This window comes from Agromyces sp. S2-1-8 (assembly GCF_021129215.1).
Lineage (GTDB): Bacteria > Actinomycetota > Actinomycetes > Actinomycetales > Microbacteriaceae > Agromyces > Agromyces chromiiresistens.
In genome coordinates this window covers 2,654,471-2,668,191 of the sequence record NZ_JAJOLP010000001.1, presented here as the reverse complement: position 1 = coordinate 2,668,191, position 13,721 = coordinate 2,654,471, and the positions used below count along the sequence as shown (strand labels likewise).

The window sequence follows — 13,721 nt, the reverse complement described above, 5'->3', positions numbered from 1 at the left end:
GCTCCTCGAGGTCTTGGCACCGCGAAGACGACGCGGCGCGGCCGAACCGAGACTATCAACTCCCCCATGCCGAGCCCGGCACTGCTAGTTTCGGAATGAGCCGACCGCGTGCGAAGGAGACCCGATTTGGATGTGCTGACCCAGTACGCGTGGATCGTCTGGCTGGTGCTGATCCTGGCATTCGCCACGATCGAGGTGTTCACCCTCGAGATGACTTTCCTGATGCTGGCCCTCGGCAGCGTCGCGGGCCTGCTGTCGGGTCTGTTCGGCATTCCGTGGTGGGCGCAGTTCATCATCGCCGCGGTGGTGGCGGTGGCGCTCATGCTCGTGCTGCGCCCGCCGCTGCTGCGGGCGCTCCGACGTGGCGGCGACCCGGCACGCAGCAACGTCGACGCCCTCATCGGGGCCGAAGGGACCGTGGTGCAGACCGTCGGCGACGCGGGCGGTCAGGTTCGGCTGCAGAACGGCGAGACCTGGACGGCGCGGCTCTCGCCCGCGACCGAGCAGGTCGACGTGCCGGTGGGCGGGCGGGTGCTCGTGACCGGCATCGATGGCGCGACGGCGGTCGTCGTGCCGGTTGAGAGGAGCACCCCCGAGTGATCGACCTGCCCACGATCATCGTGACGATCGTCGTCATCGCGATCGTCATCTTCGTCATCGTCGTCATCGCGCGATCGATCAGGATCATCCCCCAGGCCTACGCGGGCATCGTCGAGCGCCTCGGGCGCTATCACAAGACGCTCACGCCCGGCCTGAACCTGCTCGTGCCGTTCATCGACCGGCTGCGGCCGCTCGTCGACATGCGCGAGACGGTCGTGTCGTTCCCACCGCAGCCGGTCATCACCGAAGACAACCTCGTCGTCTCGATCGACACGGTCGTGTACTTCCAGGTGACCGACGCCCGTGCCGCGACGTACGAGATCGCCAACTACCTGGGTGCGGTCGAGCAGCTCACGACGACGACGCTGCGCAACGTCGTCGGCGGCCTCAACCTCGAAGAGGCGCTCACCTCGCGCGACAACATCAACGGCCAGCTGCGCGTCGTGCTCGACGAAGCCACCGGCAAGTGGGGCATCCGCGTCTCGCGGGTCGAGCTCAAGGCGATCGACCCGCCCGTCTCCATCCAGGACTCGATGGAGAAGCAGATGCGCGCGGAGCGCGACCGCCGTGCGCTCATCCTCACCGCGGAGGGCACGAAGCAGTCTGCGATCCTCACCGCCGAGGGCGCGCGGCAGGCTGCGATCCTCGAGGCCGAGGGCGATGCCAAGGCCGCCGTCCTGCGCGCGCAGGGCGAGGCGGAGGCGATCCTCACGGTCTTCGATGCGATCCACAAGGGCGACCCCGACCCGAAGCTGCTCGGCTACCAGTACCTGCAGATGCTGCCGCAGCTCGCACAGGGCGACGCAAACAAGCTGTGGGTCATTCCGAGCGAGCTCACCGAGGCGCTGAAGGGCATCGGCCGCGCCTTCACTCCCCCGGCCGCCGGCGCCCAGCAGGTGCCCGGTGCGGCTCAGCAACCGCCTGCCGCCCCGTCGACCGGCGAGCCCCGCCCGCCGTCGGGATCGTTCCCGCAGGCGTGAGGCCGGGCGTGGCCTCCGACTACTTCGACGGGGCCGTGCCCCGCGTGCTCGCGCACCGCGGACTGGCGCTGGATGCACCCGAGAACACCCTCCTCGCGTTCGCCGCGGCGATCTCCGCCGGCGCGGGGCACCTCGAGACCGATGTCCGGGCGACGCACGACGGTGCGGCGGTCATCGCCCACGACGCGTCCCTCTCGCGTGTCGCGGGTCGCGACGTGGCGGTGGGGCAGCTCACGATGGCCGAGTTGCGACGGATCGACCTCGGCCACGGCCAGGGTTTCCCTTCGCTGGAGGACGCGCTCGATGCGTTTCCCGACGGTCGCTTCAACATCGACGTGAAGGACGAGCGCTCTGTCGACGGCACCGTCTCGGCCATCGCCCGCACGGGCGCGGCGTCGCGCGTGCTCGTGACGAGCTTCTCCGAGCGTCGACGCCGCAGGCTCGCCCGGCTCGTTCCCGGCGCCGTCACCTCCGTCGGCGCCGCGGGCGTCCTCGCATTCCGCGCTGCGGCGTCGCTGCGCTCCTCCTCCCTCGCCGCGCGGGCGCTCCACGGCGCACGGGCGCTGCAGATCCCCGAACGCACCGGACCGATCCGCCTCGTCACCCGGCGGCTCGTCGATGCCGCGCACGCGCTCGGCGCCGAGGTCCACGTGTGGACGGTGAACGAGGCCGACGACATGGTGCGCCTCCTCGACCTCGGCGTCGACGGCATCGTGACCGACCGCGCCGACATCGCACTCCGCGTCATCGCCGGCCGAAGCTGAGAATTCCCCGCGAAACCTCAGGCTTCGGAAAGGGAACGCCCAGCTTGATCGTTGAGACTGTCAGACGATCGAGAGGAGAACGCCATGGCGGATCGGAGCCTTCGGGGCATGCGAATCGGTGCGCAGAGCCTGCAGAGCGAAGACGGCGTGGTGTTCGCCGACCGCGCCGAGTACACCTACCAGTGCGAGACCTGCGGCCGTGACACGACGATGGTCTTCTCGACCGAGGCCGAGATCCCCGAGACGTGGGAGTGCCGCCACTGCGGTGCCTCGGCCGTGCTGCTCGTCGACTCGAAGCCGGTCGAGATCGACCGATCGGGTGAGAAGATCGCCCGCACGCATTGGGACATGCTGCTCGAGCGTCGCACCATCCCCGAACTCGAAGAGCTGCTCGAGGAGCGCCTCCAGTACCTGCGCGCGCGTCGCGGCGGCCAGAAGGTCGGCGCCTAGTCCTGCTCGACGGGTTCGGGTCGCGCGGTGCGCTGTCGCGCCATGACGCCGGCTGCGATGAGCCCGATGATCGCCCCGGCGACGATCACGATCGCCACCCATGAGCCGAGCACGACCGACGGCGTCAAGCCGCGACGCAGTTCGACGTCGGTGACCATCGCCCCGGCCTCGTAAGCCGGGAGTGCGTCGATCGTGCGCCCCGACGGATCGATCACCTGGCTGGTGCCGACCGTCGAGATGTTCACGACGGACCGACCCGTCTCGATCGCACGGAGTCGCGCGATCGCGAGCTGCTGCTGATTCTCGTCGGTTCCCCTGAAGTCGGCATTGTTCGTCTGGAACATGTAGAGCTCGGCGCCGTCACGGGCTCCCTGCCAGATCACCTCGTCGTAGATCACGTCGAAGCAGATCGCGAGACCCGCGACGGCGTCGCCGAGGTCGAAGACGGGGGCGTTCACGCCGGGCGAGTATCCCCGCTGCACGAGCCCCGTGAGGTCGGGCACGATCGCGTCGTAGAACCAGCGATCGGGGATGTACTCGCCGAAGGGCACGGGGTGGCGCTTGTCGTAGCTGTCGACCGCGCCTTCGCCGCTGCGCCAGAGGATCGACGTGTTGAAGAACTCGTCGCCCCGCGTCGTCACCGTGTTCAACACGATCGGCGCGTCGAGGCGACGCCCGAGCGTGTCGAAGATCCCCGCGGTCGCCGGGCTCCGCGTGGGGTCGAGGTCGGACCCGCCCTCCGGCCAGAGCAGGACATCGATGCCCTCCTCGTCGAGGATCGGCTCCGTCGCCTCGAGCTGTGCGGCGAGCACGTCGCCGGGCTGACGTTCGTCGAAGTACCCGGACGGTCCGTTGCCCTGCACGCTCGCGACCCGGAGCTCTCCCGAGGCGGTCGTCGGAAAGGCGGGAGCCATCACCGCGACGATCAGCAGCGCGACGACGGGGATGGCCGTACGCAGGTCGCGCCAGCCCCGCAGGCGCACCCACTCGATGACACCGGCCACCAGCGCGACCATCACGAATCCGAGTCCGGTCGAGCCGATCCAGGCGACGACCTCGGCGAACGGACTCTGCGACTGGCTCAGCGCGGCGCGACCCCAGGGGAAGCCGCCGTACGGCATCGTGCCCGCGGCGGTCTCGCGCACGATCCAGAGCCCCGACACGAGCAGCGGCAGCCAGACGAGCCTCGTCCATCGCGAGTCGCTCGCCCGCGGCACCCAGCGGTACGCGAGCGCGATGAGCACGGCGCCGCCGGCCATGAAGAACGATTCGAAGATCGAGAGCGCGAGCCACGGGATCGGCCCGAGGTAGAGCGAGGTCCACGAGACGTGCGGCAGGTAGAAGGCGAGTCCGAAGACGAAGCCGACGAGCGCGGCGCTCCACGCGCTTCGGCCGATGAGCGGCAGGAGGGCGAGCGCGATGCCCGCGAACGCGAGGGGCCAGGCCGACACGTCGGGGAACCCGAGGTCGTAGACGAATCCGCCGACCGCGGCGACGATGACGGCTGCCCACAGCGGCAGCGGAAGCAGGCGTCGTGCAGGGGTGGATGGCACCAGATCAGCCTAGGCGACTCGGATCAGGCGACCGTGCCGTAGGCGACGACACCGCGTCGTACCGCATCGATGGCGGAGCGTGCCGTGGCGGCGAGCTCGGCGTCGGCGACGATCGAGATCTGGTCGAGCAGGTCGATCACCTGCTTCGTGAGCCGCACGAAGTCGCCGGCCGCGAGCTCGGTGTCTTCGAGCACGCCCGCGAGCGCACCGCCCCGGGCCCAGCCGTGCATCGCCGAGGCGAGCGCGGGTGACGGCTGCTCGCTCGACGGCAGGCGATGATCGCGTTCGAGGTCGTCGAGCGCGCTCCACACGTCGAGCGTCTTGTCGAACGCCTCGCGGAAGCCGCGTCGCGGCAGCCGGTACTCGACCCCGCGGTCGTCTCGTCGGGGCTCGTAGACGAGGGAGGCGGCCATCGCGGCGATGCCCGCGACGTCGAGGCCGTCCCAGAGCCCGAGGCGCAGGCACTCGGCGACGAGCAGGTCGCGTTCGCCGTAGATCCGCTTGAGGACGCGTCCGGCCGACGTCGAGACGAGGCGGCCGTCGCCGTCGACCTCGAGATAGCCGAGCGCGGTGAGCACCTCGGACACCCGATCGAACCGCTTGGCGACCTGCCCCGTCCGGCTGCGGATCTGCCGGGAGAGATCGTCGTGCTCCTGCTTGAGGCGCCACCACCGCTCCGCCCAGCGCGCGTGCGACTCGCGCTCGGCGCAGCCGTGACAGGGGTGGGCGCGCAGGCGCTTGCGCGCGTCGGCGAGCTCTCGCTGCAACCGCTCGCGCTCGGCGTGCGTCGGGTTGCCCTTCGAGGACTGGCGCTCGAGCCGGCCGATCTCACGGCGGATGCCCGCGTACTCGGCGAAGTCGCCGAGATGGCAACGCATCGCCTCGTCGTAGCCCGACATCGACTCCTCCTGCTTCCGCAGGGTGCGGGCGAGGTCGACGACCGCGCGGTCGGCCTGGAACTGCGCGAACGAGAGCTCGAGGATCTGCCGGGTGCGCTCACGACCGAATTGGTCGATCAGGTTCACCGCCATGTTGTACGTCGGACGGAAGCTCGAGTTGAGCGGATAGCTGCGTCGGGAGGCGAGCGCCGCGACCGACTCGGGGTCGAGGCCGTCGACCCACTGGATGACGGAGTGGCCTTCGATGTCGATACCGCGCCGGCCGGCACGGCCCGTGAGCTGGGTGTACTCCCCCGGAGTGATCGGCACTCGGGCCTCGCCGTTGAACTTGTCGAGCTTCTCGAGCACCACCGAACGAGCCGGCATGTTGACGCCGAGAGCGAGCGTCTCGGTCGCGAACACGACCTTCAGCAGCTTCTTCTGGAAGAGCTCCTCGACGATCTCCTTGAACGCCGGCAGCATGCCCGCGTGGTGCGCGGCGACGCCGCGCTCGAGCCCTTCGAGCCAGTCCCAGTACCCCAGCACCGCGAGGTCCTCGTCGCGAAGCATCCTCGCCCGTTCTTCGACGATGGCGCGGATCTCGGCGCGCTCGTGTCCCGCGGTGAGCCGGATGCCGGAGCGGAGCACCTGGCGTACTGCCTGATCGCAGCCCGCACGGGAGAAGATGAACACGATCGCGGGGAGCAGGTTCTTGCCCTGCAGCAACGCGACGACCTCGGGCCGATCGAGCCGACCGCCCTGCTGGGCCTGGTGGAACCGGCCGCGATCGCCGCCCCGGCGCCCGCGGGCCGAACGCTGCCCGAGCGACCGGCCGCCGGCCCGCGCCAGTTGCTTCAGTTCGGGATTCACCCGGTGGGTGGCGGCCTGGCCCGACGAATCGAACAGCTCGACGAGCTTCGAACGCACGAGCACGTGCTGTTCGAGCGGCACCGGGCGGTCTTCGGAGACGATCACCTCGGTGTCGCCGCGCACCGCCTGGAGCCAGTCGCCGAATTCCTCCGCGTTCGACACGGTCGCGCTCAGCGAGACGAGGCGCACCTCCTCGGGGAGGTGGATGATGACCTCCTCCCAGACGGCGCCGCGGAACCGGTCGGCGAGGTAGTGCACCTCGTCCATCACGACGTACGCGAGGCGGTCGAGCAGCGGCGAGTCGGCGTAGAGCATGTTGCGCAGCACCTCGGTCGTCATGACGACGATGCGCGCGCCCGAGTTCACGTTGGTGTCGCCCGTCAGGAGCCCGACCTGGTCGGCCCCCCAGGTGTCGCAGAACTCCTGGTACTTCTGGTTCGAGAGCGCCTTGATCGGGGTCGTGTAGAAGACCTTCTCGCCGCGCTCCTGCATGGCGAGGTGCACGGCGAACTCGGCGACCACGGTCTTGCCCGCACCCGTCGGAGCGGCGACGAGCACGCTGCGCCCCTCGTCGAGCGCCGCGCAGGCCGCCGCCTGGAACGGGTCGAGGTCGAATCGCATCGAAGCGGCGAAGTCGGCGAGCCGCGGCTGCCGTCGTTGTTGGCGCGACCGCGCGTAGCGCTCGGCCGGCGAGAGGCTCATCACCCCTCCAGCCTAGACAGCGACGAACCTCAGACCGCTTCGCCGAACTCGGCGATGTTGCGACGTGCGACGCGCTTGTCGTGCAGGTTCGCGATGAACCAGGCGGCGAAGTACAGCACGATCATCGGGATGGCGAGCATGAACATCGAGACCACGTCGGCCGACGGCGTCGCGATGGCGGTGAACAGCACGATCACGAGGATCGCGACGCGCCACGACTTGATGATCGCCGCCGCGCTGATGACGCCGGCGAAGTTCAGCAGCACGATGAAGACCGGTACCACGAAGGCGACGCCGATCGCGATCACGAGCTTCAGGACGAAGTCGATGTACTCCTTCGCCGTCAGCAGCGACATCGCCCCTTCTGGCACGAAGCTCGTCATGAGCTTGACGATGTTCGGCAGCACGAACCAGCCGGCCGCGCAGCCCGCGAAGAAGAGCGGGATCGCCGTCGCGAAGAACGCGAGCGTGAAGCGGCGCTCCTTCTGATTGAGCCCCGGTACGAGGAAGGCGAAGATCTGGTACAGCCACACCGGGCTCGAGATCACGAGGCCGAGGGTGAACGCGATCTGCAGGCGCAGGTCGAACGCGCTCGAGATCGTCGGGAAGACGATCGCGGTCTCTGCGCTGTGCCCCTGCGCCTCTGCGACGCGCACGACCGGCTGCTGGATCGCGTCCCAGACGTAGAGATCGGTCAGCACCCATCCGGCGACCATGCCGACGACGATCGCGATCGCCGAGATGAAGAGGCGCTTGCGCAACTCGACGAGGTGCGCGGCCAGAGACATCCGCTTCTCGCGGTTCTTCTCCCCGCGATCTTTCACCGCGGTCATCTGTATCAGGCGCTCTTGCCGGAATCCGACTCCTCGGACTTCGGCGTGTCGTCACCGGCGGCGGCAGCGTCGCCGTCGCCCTTGTCGGAGCGCACCTCGGTCTTGAGAATCTTCATCGACTGCCCGAGGCTGCGGGCGAGCGCCGGAAGCTTGGGGGCGCCGAACAGCAGCAGGATGACCACGAGGATGATCAGCGCGTGCCAACCGGTGAAGCCTTGCCACATAGGTTTTCGTCCGTTTCTCGGGGGATGTTGGCGACAGTCTACCTGCCGGAGGTTTCTGCGAGGTCACGGCTGTGGACGGATGCCCGGTCGGACCGTCGGGTCCGACGCGGCGATCCGTACTCAGTGACCGGATGCCTCGTCGTCAGCGTATCCGGCGAGCCCGGCGGTCGCCCAGCCGGCGACCGCCGCCCGCGCCTCCGCGGGCGAGACGACGGTGACGAGCCCGGGAAGTCCGGCGACGAGCCGCTTGAGCCCGTGCACGTGGGCCAGTCGCAGGGTGACCCTGAGTCGCCCGTCGACCTCCTCGGACTTCGAATCGGCCAGATAGTCCGCGAGGAGCGGCAGCGCTTCGGGGAGCGCATCGACCACGACGTCGAAGTCGCTGTCGGATCCCTGGAAGAGGGTGTCGGGCACGACGGTCTCGGCATGCTCGCCGATCGGAAGGTCGGAGACCACGAGGTCGCTCATGCGGTCGACGCGGAAGTTGCGGACGTCTTCGCGCGTATGGCAGTAGGCCTGCAGGTACCAGTCGGCGTCCTGCGAGAGGATGCGAAGGGGGTCGACCCGGCGACGCCCCGCGACCCCGACCGCGTTGCGGTAGTCGAACTCGAGCTGCCGTCCGTCGGCGACGGCCGCGCGGATCGCGGCGAGCGACGCGTCGCTCTCCGACTCGGCGACGGCGAGCCTCGTCGGTGCCGCCGAGGCGCCGGCGGTGAGCTTCTGCATGAGGGCGCCGAGCGAGGCGCTCCCCGCGTTCTCGGGCAGTGCGGAGAGGTACTGCAGTCCGGCGATGAGCGCGGCCGCCTCGCGCGCCGAGAGGCGCGGGGCGTCGTCGATCGCGACGTGGTGCACGATGACGATGACGTCGTCGTCCTCGAACGCGTCCCAGTCGATGTCGAACAGGTCGTTCGGCTGGTAGGTGCCGGTGGCGCCCGGCAGCCCCGATGTCGCGATGAGTCGGACGGCGTCGCGGATCTCGTCGTCGGTCACGCCGAAGTGGGCCGCGGCGTCGGGCACGTCCACGACCTGCTGCTCGAGCAGGTACGGCACGAGCGAGAGCAGGAACACCAGCTTGTCGGAGGCCTTCAACGGCTTGCGTCGCGACTCGTTCATCGTTCGCTCCTCCCGCGGTGCGCGTCGGCGACGAGGCGCAGGCGATCGCGCACCGCCTGCCGCAGCGACGCCGGGCCGAGCACGCGCACCTCGGGCCCGTACGCGGCGAGCTCGTCGGCGAGCACCGCCTCGTCGGTGTAGTGGAGACGGATGACCCCCGCGTCCTCGTCGCCGTCGACGGCGCGCTTGCCGAGACGGACCTCGGCGTCGCTGCCGGCGGTGACCGCCAGGTCGGCGACGTTCGAGAGGCGCAGCGCGTCGAGTTCGGCGATCACGCGGTCCTGGATGCCGGGCGGCGGCGCATCGAAGGTCGAACCGGCGACGGGCTGGACCTCGCCGACGATGCGGGAGAGCAGGAACGTGCGGGGCTCGTCGACATCGCGGTCGCGGGCGTGCAGGTGCCAGCGGCCCTCGTGCAGCACGACGGCGAGCGGGTCGACGGTGCGCACACGCGGCTCGCGCTCGCCAGGCTTGAAGTACCGGAAGCGCACGGTCTGCCGGCGATCGAGCGCCTGACGCAGCGGCTCGAAGGCGGCGTCGCGCACGCGCAGGCGCGGTGCGTAGCCGATGACGGGGTCGCGCGGCTCGATGCCCAGCGAGCGCAGCTTCGTGAGCGCGCGCTGCGAATCGGCCGACACGGATGCCTCGCGCCAGACCTCGGCGGCGAGGCCGAGCAGCGCCAGCTCGTCGGGGCTGAACCGCACGGCCTCGGGGAGCTCGTACTGCCCCTTCGGGATGCGGTAGCGCAGCGACTGGTTGTCTCCTGGGCGATCGGGCGACTCGACCGTCTCGAGCGGGATGCCGAGATCGCGGATCTCGTCCTTGTCGCGCTCGAACTGGCGCTCGAGGTTCGCGTTCGAACCCGAGGCGTCGTAGCGTTCGGCGTAGCCCCGGACGGTCGAGAGGATCTCGGACTTCAGCAGTCCGGTCTCGGTGGCGACGAGCGCCAGGACGAGGCTGAACAGCCGGTCCTCGACCGGAACCTTCGCTGCACCACTGGGTTCTGTTCCGGCCACACGAGCGATCATACTGAACCGCCGGCGCCGCTCGGGCGCCGGCGATCGGTCACAGGACTCCGAGGATGTCGACGACGTAGAACTGGGCCGAGCCGCTCGCATCGTCACCTTCGGGGGCCACGATCACGCCGATCTGCGATCCGGCCTTCTGGCCGACGAGCTCCTTCGTGACCGCGGGGGGAAGGCTTCCGCCCTGGCCGCCGTCACCGGCCACGGCCGTGACGGGGGCACCGTCCTCCCAGGTGGAGCCGGTCACCTCGTTCGACTCCCAGTCGACCGCGGTGTACTGCACGACGACCTGGTCGCCCTCTTCGACGACCTCGCCCGATCCGGCCTTCAGCGTCTCGACCTCGCTCTGCTCCGGCGCGGGGCTCTTCGGGACCGTGATGCCGGGGCGGCCGTCGGGAGCGAGCACCACGGCGGGGAAGCCGTCGCGTGTGAGGCGGGGGCTTCCGTCGGCGCGCGACGGGAATGCGCGCTGCACGTCGATCACGAAGACGAGGCTGTCACCGGGGTTGACACCGATCTGCGGGTTGCCGTTGGGCCCGAACGCGTCCTTCTCGGGCACGACGACCGCGACCCGCGACCCCTCGCGGGCGCAGGTGAGGCCCTTCTTCAGGCCAGTGAGCGATTGGTTGGTCACGACGAGCGGAATCGGCTCCTCGTCTCCGAATCCGGTCACCTGGATCTCGTCGCCGGTCGCGCCGTTGTACACGGCGAGGCCGGTGAGCGCGAGCTGACCCTCCTCGAGGTACGGCCCCTCCCCCGCGACGATCTCGGTGCACTCGGTCTCTTCGGGCATGAGCGGCGTCGGGAACTCGACCTCGGGGCTCGTACCGAAGTCACCGGTCACGTCGATCGTGTCGGACGACCCGCCCGGCGCGGCCTCGGGCGCGGGTGCCTGGGCGGCGCAGCCGGAGAGCGCGACGGCGACGAGCGCGGCCGTGGCGATGAGCGCGAGAGACGAGCGCACAGATCCTCGATTCTTCATGGGTCGCTGAGGGGCGATGAAAGCCTACCCGTCCGAGACGGGCGACTCCTGCTCGGGGGCTTCGAGGTCGCCGGCCGACTCGGAACCGGCCTCATCCGAACCGGCGGACTTCCGTGCCGCGGCGTCGGCCGCGCGGACCCGCTTGCGCAGCGCCTTGGCGCTGACCTGGCGTTCGCCGAGGGCGCCCGGCGTCCACGCCTCGACGTCCTCGTCGCTGAACTCGGTCTTCGACGGACGTCGCTTGAGCTCGGGCAGGACGGTGCCGGGCGCGAGCCGGCGCGCCGTGATGAGGAACCCGGTGTGGGCGATCATCCGGTGGTCGGGTCGCACGGCGAGACCCTGCACGTGCCAGCCGCGCACCATCGTCTCCGAGGACTGCGGTTCGGTGTACTCGCCCGTGGCGCGGATGGCCTCCGCGACCCGCGACAGCTGGGTGACGGTGGCGATGTAGCAGAGCACCACTCCGCCGGGCTTGAGCGCACGGGAGACCTCGTCGATGCACTCCCACGGCGCGAGCATGTCGAGCACGACCCGGTCGACCGAGCCCTCGTCGACGGTCTCGGGCAGCGCCTCGGCGAGGTCGCCGAGCGTGATCGACCAGTTGTCGGGCACCGCACCGTGGAAGGTCGCGACGTTGCCGCGGGCGACGTCGGCGAACTCCTCGCGACGTTCGAACGAGTGCAGGCGGCCGCGTTCCCCGATCGCGCGGAGCAGCCAGAGCGAGAGGGCGCCGGAGCCGACGCCCGCCTCGACGACGGTCGCGCCGGGGAAGATGTCGGCCTGCGCGAGGATCTGCGCGGCGTCCTTCGGGTAGACGATCGCGGCGCCACGGGGCATCGACATCACGAAGTCGCTGAGCAGCGGGCGAAGGGCGAGGTACTCGATCCCGACCTGGTTCGCGACGACCGAGCCGTCGGGGAGGCCGATCAGGTCGTCGTGCGCGATCGGCCCCTTGTGGGAATGGAAGAGCTTGCCCGGCTCGAGCGTGATGGTGTGCATCCGGCCCTTGGGGCCGGTCAGCTGAACGCGGTCGCCGACCCGGAACGGCCCGCTCTGCTCGCCTCGACTCGTGGTCATCTGGTCGCCTCCCGTTCGCCGACGAGCGCCGCGACATCGGCCACCGTCATGCCCTCGAGCGTCGGCCAGAGCACCGTCGACGACACGTCGTCGAGCGCGAGGATGTTGGGCACGCCGACGGCGATGGTGCCGGCGTCGTAGGCCGAGGTGAGGCCGGCAGGCGAATCCTCGAACGCGACGCAGTCGGCGATGTCGACGCCGAGCTCGGCCGCGGCCTGCAGGTACGGCTGGGGATGCGGCTTGGCATGCTCGACCGAGTCGCCCGTCACGATCGCGTCGAACGCCGTGAACGGGATCGCGGAGATGATCTCGTCGGCCATCGAGCGCAGCGACATGGTCACGAGCGCGGTCGGCACGGATGCCTCGCGCAACGCGAGGAGCAGCTCCCGGGCGCCGGGCCGCCAGGGCACGCCGTGCTCGGCGAGCATCTCGGCCACTCGATTCGTGAGGCGCAGGACGATGGTGTCGGCGTCGAGGTCGACGCCCTTCGCCTGGAAGACGCGGGCGGATTCCCACAGGCCGCTGCCGACGAGGGCAAGCGCCTCGTCGTGGGTCCAGGTGCCGCCGAAGGCTTCGACCAGCTCCTCCTCGGCGGCCATCCAATAGCGTTCGGTGTCGACGAGGGTTCCGTCCATGTCCCAGAGGACGGCGGCAGGCAGGCGTGAGGTCACAACGCCCAAGTCTACGGGCACGGCCTATTGTGGAGGGGAACCCGGACGACCGGGGTGGGAAGCGGGGCACACGGAGTGATTCAGCCGGCCGGATTCGAGGGCCGAAGGCTGCTCGTCGTCGCCTTCGAGGGCTGGAACGACGCGGGCGAGGCCGCGAGCGGCGCCGCCAAGCTGCTCGCCGAGCGGCTCGGCCTCGTCGAGGTCGCCGCCGTCGACCCAGAGCTCTACTTCGACTACCAGTTCACCCGCCCGACCGTGGTCGTCGGCGACGACGGCGTCCGCAGGCTCGAGTGGCCGGGCGCCGCGATCCTCGGTCCGAGCGGACCGGCCGATGTCGACGAGCCGGTGACCGGCCCCGGGGCATCCGGCCTGCACGTGCTCATCGGAGCCGAGCCGGCCCGCAGTTGGAAGGGCTTCGCCGCCGAGCTCATCGACGCCGCGCTCGCCGCCGACATCGACGGCGTCGTGCTGCTCGGGGCGATGCTCGCAGACGCCCCTCACACGCGCCCGCTCACCGTGTTCGCGTCGAGCGAGAACCCCGAGGTCCGCGAGGCGCTCGGCGTCGAGCGCTCGACCTACGAGGGGCCGGTCGGCATCCTGAGCGTGCTGGCCGACCGGGCCGAGCGCCTCGGCATCCCGACCGTGTCGCTGTGGGCGTCGGTGCCCCACTACGTGCACAACGCGCCGTCGCCCAAGGCCGTGCTCGCCCTGCTCGGCAAGCTCGAGGAGCTGACCGGCCTGTCGATCCCCCGCGGCACCCTCGAGACCGAGGCGCAGGCGTGGGAGGCCGGGGTCGACGCCCTCGCCGCCGACGACGAGGAGATGGCCGGGTACATCGCCCAGCTCGAGCAGGCGCGCGACGCGGTCGACGCCCCCGAGGCGAGCGGCGAGGCGATCGCGCAGGAGTTCGAGCGCTACCTCCGTCGCCGCGGCGACGGACCCGAGGGCCGTGCCGACGGGCGCGGTCCCGCGACGCCCTGACGGCTGCTTCCCCGCTGC

The 13,721-nt window shown here is 70.3% G+C and carries 14 protein-coding genes; 5 read left to right on the top strand and 9 right to left on the bottom strand.

Annotated features, from left to right (window positions below):
• Window positions 1-132: 132 nt before the first annotated feature.
• From LR269_RS12170 to LR269_RS12155, 4 genes are all read left to right on the top strand, one after another.
• Entirely contained in the window at window positions 133-600 is a 468-nt protein-coding gene (locus tag LR269_RS12170; protein ID WP_308191675.1) for an NfeD family protein, read from the top strand.
• Window positions 597-1,580: an SPFH domain-containing protein gene (locus tag LR269_RS12165; protein ID WP_231431039.1), complete on the top strand. Its 984-nt coding sequence runs from the start codon at window positions 597-599 to the stop codon at window positions 1,578-1,580. Before LR269_RS12170 ends, LR269_RS12165 begins: the two co-directional genes overlap by 4 nt.
• 8 nt (window positions 1,581-1,588) lie before the next feature.
• Complete coding sequence (locus LR269_RS12160) at window positions 1,589-2,344, top strand: glycerophosphodiester phosphodiesterase family protein (RefSeq protein WP_231431038.1); 756 nt, start codon at window positions 1,589-1,591, stop codon at window positions 2,342-2,344.
• An 84-nt stretch (window positions 2,345-2,428) separates the two neighbouring features.
• Window positions 2,429-2,794, top strand: coding sequence for an RNA polymerase-binding protein RbpA (locus tag LR269_RS12155; protein WP_231431037.1), 366 nt, complete (start codon window positions 2,429-2,431; stop codon window positions 2,792-2,794).
• Here the strand turns inward: LR269_RS12155 and lnt are convergent.
• The 9 genes from lnt to LR269_RS12110 form a co-directional block, all read right to left on the bottom strand.
• A complete protein-coding gene (gene lnt, locus LR269_RS12150) occupies window positions 2,791-4,347 on the bottom strand; it encodes an apolipoprotein N-acyltransferase (RefSeq protein ID WP_231431036.1) in 1,557 nt (518 codons plus the stop codon). The two genes, LR269_RS12155 and lnt, sit on opposite strands and share 4 nt — an antisense overlap.
• Window positions 4,348-4,370: 23 nt before the next feature.
• Window positions 4,371-6,797, bottom strand: a complete 2,427-nt coding sequence (locus LR269_RS12145) for an RNA helicase (protein ID WP_231431035.1) — start codon at window positions 6,795-6,797, stop codon at window positions 4,371-4,373.
• A 29-nt stretch (window positions 6,798-6,826) separates the two neighbouring features.
• Window positions 6,827-7,585 carry a twin-arginine translocase subunit TatC gene (tatC, locus tag LR269_RS12140; RefSeq protein ID WP_231432333.1) on the bottom strand — a complete coding sequence of 253 codons (759 nt, stop codon included), beginning with the start codon at window positions 7,583-7,585 and terminating at the stop codon, window positions 6,827-6,829.
• A gap of 50 nt (window positions 7,586-7,635) precedes the next feature.
• Window positions 7,636-7,854 (bottom strand): twin-arginine translocase TatA/TatE family subunit, encoded by a 219-nt coding sequence (gene tatA, locus LR269_RS12135; protein ID WP_231431034.1) that lies wholly within the window; start codon window positions 7,852-7,854, stop codon window positions 7,636-7,638.
• Between the two features lie 120 nt (window positions 7,855-7,974).
• Window positions 7,975-8,967 (bottom strand): YafY family protein, encoded by a 993-nt coding sequence (locus LR269_RS12130; RefSeq protein ID WP_231431033.1) that lies wholly within the window; start codon window positions 8,965-8,967, stop codon window positions 7,975-7,977.
• Complete coding sequence (locus LR269_RS12125) at window positions 8,964-9,983, bottom strand: YafY family protein (protein ID WP_231431032.1); 1,020 nt, start codon at window positions 9,981-9,983, stop codon at window positions 8,964-8,966. Before LR269_RS12125 ends, LR269_RS12130 begins: the two co-directional genes overlap by 4 nt.
• Window positions 9,984-10,032: 49 nt before the next feature.
• The gene (locus LR269_RS12120; protein ID WP_231431031.1) at window positions 10,033-10,956 is read right to left on the bottom strand and encodes an FKBP-type peptidyl-prolyl cis-trans isomerase; all 924 of its coding nucleotides are present in this window, start codon (window positions 10,954-10,956) and stop codon (window positions 10,033-10,035) included.
• 42 nt (window positions 10,957-10,998) lie between these two features.
• Entirely contained in the window at window positions 10,999-12,051 is a 1,053-nt protein-coding gene (locus LR269_RS12115; RefSeq protein ID WP_231431030.1) for a tRNA (adenine-N1)-methyltransferase, read from the bottom strand.
• Window positions 12,048-12,722: an HAD family phosphatase gene (locus LR269_RS12110; protein ID WP_231431029.1), complete on the bottom strand. Its 675-nt coding sequence runs from the start codon at window positions 12,720-12,722 to the stop codon at window positions 12,048-12,050. Before LR269_RS12110 ends, LR269_RS12115 begins: the two co-directional genes overlap by 4 nt.
• A gap of 75 nt (window positions 12,723-12,797) precedes the next feature.
• Between LR269_RS12110 and LR269_RS12105 the strand changes: the two genes are divergently transcribed.
• Complete coding sequence (locus LR269_RS12105; protein WP_231431028.1) at window positions 12,798-13,703, top strand: PAC2 family protein; 906 nt, start codon at window positions 12,798-12,800, stop codon at window positions 13,701-13,703.
• Window positions 13,704-13,721 lie beyond the last annotated feature (18 nt).

Bases quoted from the DNA above. Each gene is read 5' to 3' on its own strand.
- LR269_RS12155 (WP_231431037.1), top strand. From the start codon at position 2,429: ATGGCGGATCGGAGCCTTCGGGGCATGCGAATCGGTGCGCAGAGCCTG.
- LR269_RS12145 (WP_231431035.1), bottom strand. From the start codon at position 6,797: ATGAGCCTCTCGCCGGCCGAGCGCTACGCGCGGTCGCGCCAACAACGA.
- tatC (WP_231432333.1), bottom strand. From the start codon at position 7,585: ATGTCTCTGGCCGCGCACCTCGTCGAGTTGCGCAAGCGCCTCTTCATC.
- tatA (WP_231431034.1), bottom strand. From the start codon at position 7,854: ATGTGGCAAGGCTTCACCGGTTGGCACGCGCTGATCATCCTCGTGGTC.
- LR269_RS12130 (WP_231431033.1), bottom strand. From the start codon at position 8,967: ATGAACGAGTCGCGACGCAAGCCGTTGAAGGCCTCCGACAAGCTGGTG.
- LR269_RS12115 (WP_231431030.1), bottom strand. From the start codon at position 12,051: ATGACCACGAGTCGAGGCGAGCAGAGCGGGCCGTTCCGGGTCGGCGAC.